Genomic DNA, 5,015 nt, shown 5'->3' with positions numbered 1-5,015 from the left:
CATACCGATTTGGCCGGCACCGGTTAATATTAAAACATCTTTTTGCATTGTATCACATTAATTTTCCCATTGATTTAAAAACCATTTATCATCTATTTTTTTCATAAAAACCTCACTGTTCATTGTCCAATTTCCCTTGATTCCATATACTTTGGCATCCAGTTCCACATCGGCAATGAGTCTGGCATGAGTTTCATCAATAAATGATATTCGAGGATGAATTATTTTGGATTTATAATAGTTTAATGTGCCATCCATTATCTCAGTAATGTATTCCTCTTTTGTCTGTCTTTTCCCGGACATGTGGGTCAATATATAATTGTCATCCATAATTTCATATAGTTTTTCATCATCCTTTTCAATCATGGCCTCTAGAAATTCCTTAAATGTTTCAAGAACCTCTTCTTGGCTTGTGTTTAATTTTTTATCCAGTATTATTGATATATCAGACATTACAGTGCTCCTAAAACATATTTTGTGATTATCTTCTCTTTTGAATTTAATCGTTCTCATGAACATCATATGCTGAAAGTAAAAATTCAGCTACACCTTCAGCGTCAGGATCATGTCTGCCTTTTCCGGTATCAAGCGCTCTTATAGCATCCATTTCTCTGTCTGTTAATTTGAAATCAAATATTTCCATGTTTGACTTGATGCGTTCGGCTTTTGTTGATTTTGGAAATACGATTGTGCCTTCCTGGTTTTCAAATCTCAAAATGACCTGGCCTGCATTTTTACCGTATTTTTCAGCTATTTCACTGATTACAGGATTAGTAAGTAAATCATTGTTTCCCTGACCTAACGGACCCCAAGCCTGAAGTTTAACATCGTCTTTCGCCATTATTTCACGGATTTCCTTTTGCTGGAAATACGGGTTGAATTCTACTTGGTTTACGGAAGGAATTGTGTCAAATTCAGGAACAAACTGATTCCAGATTTTTGGTGTCATGTTACTTACACCTATGGATTTGATTTTACCATCATCTTTTGCCTCCTGCATAGCTCTCCATGCTTCATCAACCGGACCGTAAGGCTGGTGAATTAAATACAGGTCCATGTAATCGGTTTGAAGTTTTTCAAGTGACAAATCTATTGATTTTTTAGCATCTTCGTATTTGAAGTCCTGAAGCCACATTTTAGAGGTTATCCATATGTCTTCGCGGTCCACGTCACTGTCTTTTACAGCCTGACCCACTTCCTGTTCATTGAAATATGCAACAGCTGTGTCAATATGTCTGATGCCAAGTTCCAGTGCTTTTGTCACTGCTTTGTATGTACTTCCGTCGGCAGGAATTAAAAAGGTTCCATAGCCGATTGCAGGGATTTCATTTCCATCGTTTAATTTGAAAGTTTTCATAATATCATCTCCGATTTTTTTAATTTAATGTCCTCCGAAAACAGGGACATCCAGGTTATCCAATAGTTCATCAATTTCACTGATTTCATTTGAAGACATTTTCACGCTAGCTGCCTTTAAATTTGATTCCATGTTCTTTAGAGAAGTTGTTCCAGGAATCGGGATTATATAATCCTTTTTGCACATCATCCATGCAAGAGATATCTGTGCAGAGGTTGCATTTTTATCATCTGCAATGCTTTTTAACAGATCAGTTAACTTTTGAGCTGATTTAAAGCCTTCAGGTGTGTACTGTGCCATGTCATTTCTGTAATCACTCTTATCGAATGTGGAATTTTGATTATACATTCCGGTTAAAAACCCGTTTGCCATTGGGGAGAATGCAACAAATGTTATGTTCAGCTCTTCACAAACAGGGAACAAATTTTCATGCCATCTTGCAAGCATTGAATATCTGTTTTGGATTGCTGTTACTGAACACACATCATTTGCCTTTCTTAAATATTCCTCATTTGCTTCTGATATTCCCCATGCTTTAATTAAACCTTCATCAATTAGCTTCTGCATTTCACCTGCGACTGTTTCAGGTTCCACTTTGGGATCGATTCTGTGCTGATAATACAAATCCAGACAGTCAATGTTTAAGCGCTTCAGTGTTGCGTTTATTGATTTTCGGATGGTCTCAGGTGATGAGTCAGGCACCAGTGAATTTTCGCCAATACCTATTCCGAATTTGCTTGCTATTACAATGTCACCCCTGAAGGATTCAATAGCCAAACCCAACAGTTCCTCATTGTTGCTTATTTTTCCGTCAGAAGTTTTTCCAACATAGACTTCTGCAGTATCAAAGAAGTTATAACCGGTTTTAAGTGATTTTTTAAGAAATTCAATGGCTTCATCATGGGATACGGCATCACCATAAGCATGTGACAGACCCATGCATCCCAAACCAACAGGATTGACATATAAATCCGTTCTACCTAATCTTTTTTGATTCATGTAAACACTCCTTAATTTAGAATTTTGATTAAGTTATCAGTCTCAATTTAAATTATTGTAAAAATAATATATAAACCTTTTCCTTTGGAAACAGTTTTATAATGAAAAGTATTTATATTGATAAAGATAAATTATTAACCATGACATTGCCGAATCAGTTCAAAAATGAAAATATCCAAAATATCCTTATTTATCACTATGTGGAAGAATTAATCAGCGATTTTACAGATTATTCAAATGAAAATTTCTTTGACGAGGACATAACCCTGACAGAACTGCCTTTCCTTTTAAGAATACGCTTTGTTGATAAAAGTACACAAAAAGATCTTGTAAGGCTATTTAAGGTAAGTGACGGTTATGCATCAAAGATTTTAAGAAAATTTGAAGATAAAGGTTTTATTAAAAGAAAAGAAGACCCTCAAAGCAGAAGAAGGAAAATAGTTGAGTTAACAGATAAAGGAACTGAAAAAACAGATGAAATATTAAATCACATTAATGAGTGGGAAACACAGCACGCATACAAGATGAGTCCCGATGAAATGGATTCATTGAAAAATTTGTTGTTTAAGTTTTTAAACTGAATTGAAAAAATGAAGTGAAAAACATGCCAGTAGTTAGAATTACCGCAAATCCTAACATAAGTTTGGAAAACAAAAGAAAAATGACTGAAGAAGTTTGTAAAATAGTGGCAGATGCATATGATTTACCTATTGAAGCAATTACTATTATAATAGACCCAATCCCTGTTGAAAATATAGGATCGGGAGGCAAATTATTGGTTGATAAATTATAACCCCTAAAAAAGGTGAAAAAATGAACATCGCAATATTAGGTGCAACAGGAAAATTTGGAAAAAGATTAACATCAAAACTGCTTGAAAATGAAGATTACAAATTAACATTAATTTCAAAATCAGCAGGTGATGTTTTTGATGAAAATGAACAAATTACAGCAAAAAACATAGATGCAAGTAATTTAGAAGACTTAAAAGAAGCCTTAGAAAATCAGGATATAGTTTACTGTGCAATTTCAGGATCAGACTTGCCTTCAATTGCCGAAAACCTTGTTGAAATCAATCCGAAAAGACTGATTTTGATGGGTGCTGTGGGAATCTATAATGAACTTGCAGAGGGCAACGGTTCCGAATACAATGTGGACAATGAACCTCCTCAAATTCCAAACACAAAAGCGGTAAAAATCCTTGAGGATAGTGAATTGGACTATACCATTTTCAGACCGGGCTTTTTAAGGGACGGAGATGAAGATGATTATGTCATAACCCATAAGGGTGAAACTCCAAAAGGTTATTACACAACATTTCAGTCTGTTTTAAAAATAGCTTTAGAGATTATTGAAAATCCTGAACTGTATTTCCGTGAAAGCATCAGCATTACACGTGACATGACCTAAAATTTATTAATGCTCATGAAATAGATATGTTCTTAATTAATTTTAGAGATGATTAAAATGGATTTTGAAAGAGTCGATATGAGAGAAATTACGCCTGAAGAGATGGCAGAAGCAGGTAGAATGGCCGAAACAGTCTTTAAACTTAACCATACGATGCAAAATACTGATGAGTATAATAATCTTTTAAAGGAACTATTTGGTGACAATCTAGGTGAAAATTCCCGTATAATGCCACCTATTGCAGGTGCCGCATTTGACCATATTAAAATCGGAGACAATGTTTTCATTAATTCCAATTCACTTCTGATGGCCCGTGGAGGAATAACCATTGAAGATGATGTGATGTTTGCCGCAAACGTTCAGCTGCTTTCAAATAACCATGATGAATATGATAGACAGGTCTTAACATGCAAACCGATTCACATTAAAAAGGGAGCATGGATTGGAGCCGGCGCTAGCATTCTTCCTGGCGTGACAGTTGGAAAATATGCAATTGTCGGAGCTGGAGCGATTGTTACAAAAGATGTTGGTGACTATGAAGTGGCTGTTGGAGTTCCAGCAAAAGTAGTTAAAACATTGGATAAGGATAAATTCGACGATTAAACCATTAGTTAATATTAAAACTTTATTCGTCAATATGTTATGTTTCCAATTGAATTTTTTCTCAATAAATTTATATTATGTGTTTTATATATGTAACACTAATGTTACGGAAATGTAACTAATATTTTTGGTGATGATTATGTACATTTATTTATTTTTCATTCTTTTGGTAATTGACGTAGTTATCCTGATAGTTTTTGGTCCAAGATTAATCAAAGCCGTTAAACTGAAAAAGGATAAAATGAACACATATGCAATACGGAATAATGCAACAGGAAAATGCATCAGACCATACAATGCCAGCTTTAAAGAAGATGAAAAGGTGATTCTTTTCACTCACCATAACTGGGAGTGCATGACCTGGCAGATGATAAATATTGAAAGAGATATATTCCTATTGAAAAATCTATATTCAGAAAAGACTTTCGAACCCGTTTCAAGTCCTCAAACAGATGTTTCAATGCATCAAAAAACATTGCAGTCCAATACAAATCAGTACTGGCAATTTATAGCATCAGATGAAAACTACCTGATAAAACTAAGAGATTATGATTTGTATCTGACTGCGCAAAACAGTGACGAAAATGCAAATATCATCTTAAATGAATTGACAAATGAGGATAATCAGAAATGGAAACTCATCGAA

8 protein-coding genes are annotated in these 5,015 nt (G+C 34.5%); 5 read left to right on the top strand and 3 right to left on the bottom strand.

Annotation, left to right across the window (positions count from 1 at the left end; translation table 11 throughout):
* Positions 1-57 precede the first annotated feature (57 nt).
* The 3 genes from ACJMLZ_RS03575 to ACJMLZ_RS03565 are packed head-to-tail and all read right to left on the bottom strand — an operon-like array spanning position 58 to position 2,356.
* Positions 58-453 (bottom strand): nuclear transport factor 2 family protein, encoded by a 396-nt coding sequence (locus tag ACJMLZ_RS03575; protein WP_405298049.1) that lies wholly within the window; start codon positions 451-453, stop codon positions 58-60.
* 46 nt (positions 454-499) lie between these two features.
* Positions 500-1,357, bottom strand: coding sequence for an aldo/keto reductase (locus tag ACJMLZ_RS03570; protein ID WP_405303989.1), 858 nt, complete (start codon positions 1,355-1,357; stop codon positions 500-502).
* Positions 1,358-1,381: 24 nt separating this feature from the next.
* Positions 1,382-2,356 carry an aldo/keto reductase gene (locus ACJMLZ_RS03565; RefSeq protein WP_405303988.1) on the bottom strand — a complete coding sequence of 325 codons (975 nt, stop codon included), beginning with the start codon at positions 2,354-2,356 and terminating at the stop codon, positions 1,382-1,384.
* A gap of 101 nt (positions 2,357-2,457) precedes the next feature.
* Between ACJMLZ_RS03565 and ACJMLZ_RS03560 the strand changes: the two genes are divergently transcribed.
* From ACJMLZ_RS03560 to ACJMLZ_RS03540, 5 genes are all read left to right on the top strand, one after another.
* Positions 2,458-2,937 (top strand): MarR family winged helix-turn-helix transcriptional regulator, encoded by a 480-nt coding sequence (locus ACJMLZ_RS03560; protein WP_405303987.1) that lies wholly within the window; start codon positions 2,458-2,460, stop codon positions 2,935-2,937.
* Positions 2,938-2,960: 23 nt separating this feature from the next.
* The gene (locus ACJMLZ_RS03555; protein ID WP_405303986.1) at positions 2,961-3,149 is read left to right on the top strand and encodes a 4-oxalocrotonate tautomerase family protein; all 189 of its coding nucleotides are present in this window, start codon (positions 2,961-2,963) and stop codon (positions 3,147-3,149) included.
* Between the two features lie 20 nt (positions 3,150-3,169).
* Positions 3,170-3,766, top strand: a complete 597-nt coding sequence (locus tag ACJMLZ_RS03550) for an NAD(P)H-binding protein (RefSeq protein WP_405303985.1) — start codon at positions 3,170-3,172, stop codon at positions 3,764-3,766.
* Positions 3,767-3,823: 57 nt separating this feature from the next.
* Entirely contained in the window at positions 3,824-4,369 is a 546-nt protein-coding gene (locus ACJMLZ_RS03545; RefSeq protein ID WP_405303984.1) for an acyltransferase, read from the top strand.
* 139 nt (positions 4,370-4,508) lie between these two features.
* On the top strand, positions 4,509-5,015 hold a 507-nt coding region (locus ACJMLZ_RS03540; protein ID WP_405303983.1), incomplete at its 3' end, for an RICIN domain-containing protein.

It is taken from the genome of Methanobrevibacter sp., assembly GCF_045126245.1.
GTDB lineage: Archaea > Methanobacteriota > Methanobacteria > Methanobacteriales > Methanobacteriaceae > Methanocatella.
The sequence above is the reverse complement of the archived record's forward strand: the minus strand, read 5'-3'. Positions and strand labels throughout refer to the sequence as shown.

What these genes read in the sequence shown, in the direction of transcription:
- ACJMLZ_RS03575 (WP_405298049.1), bottom strand. Translation starts at nt 453, where the DNA reads ATGTCTGATATATCAATAATACTGGATAAAAAATTAAACACAAGCCAA.
- ACJMLZ_RS03570 (WP_405303989.1), bottom strand. Translation starts at nt 1,357, where the DNA reads ATGAAAACTTTCAAATTAAACGATGGAAATGAAATCCCTGCAATCGGC.
- ACJMLZ_RS03565 (WP_405303988.1), bottom strand. Translation starts at nt 2,356, where the DNA reads ATGAATCAAAAAAGATTAGGTAGAACGGATTTATATGTCAATCCTGTT.
- ACJMLZ_RS03560 (WP_405303987.1), top strand. Translation starts at nt 2,458, where the DNA reads ATGAAAAGTATTTATATTGATAAAGATAAATTATTAACCATGACATTG.
- ACJMLZ_RS03555 (WP_405303986.1), top strand. Translation starts at nt 2,961, where the DNA reads ATGCCAGTAGTTAGAATTACCGCAAATCCTAACATAAGTTTGGAAAAC.
- ACJMLZ_RS03550 (WP_405303985.1), top strand. Translation starts at nt 3,170, where the DNA reads ATGAACATCGCAATATTAGGTGCAACAGGAAAATTTGGAAAAAGATTA.
- ACJMLZ_RS03545 (WP_405303984.1), top strand. Translation starts at nt 3,824, where the DNA reads ATGGATTTTGAAAGAGTCGATATGAGAGAAATTACGCCTGAAGAGATG.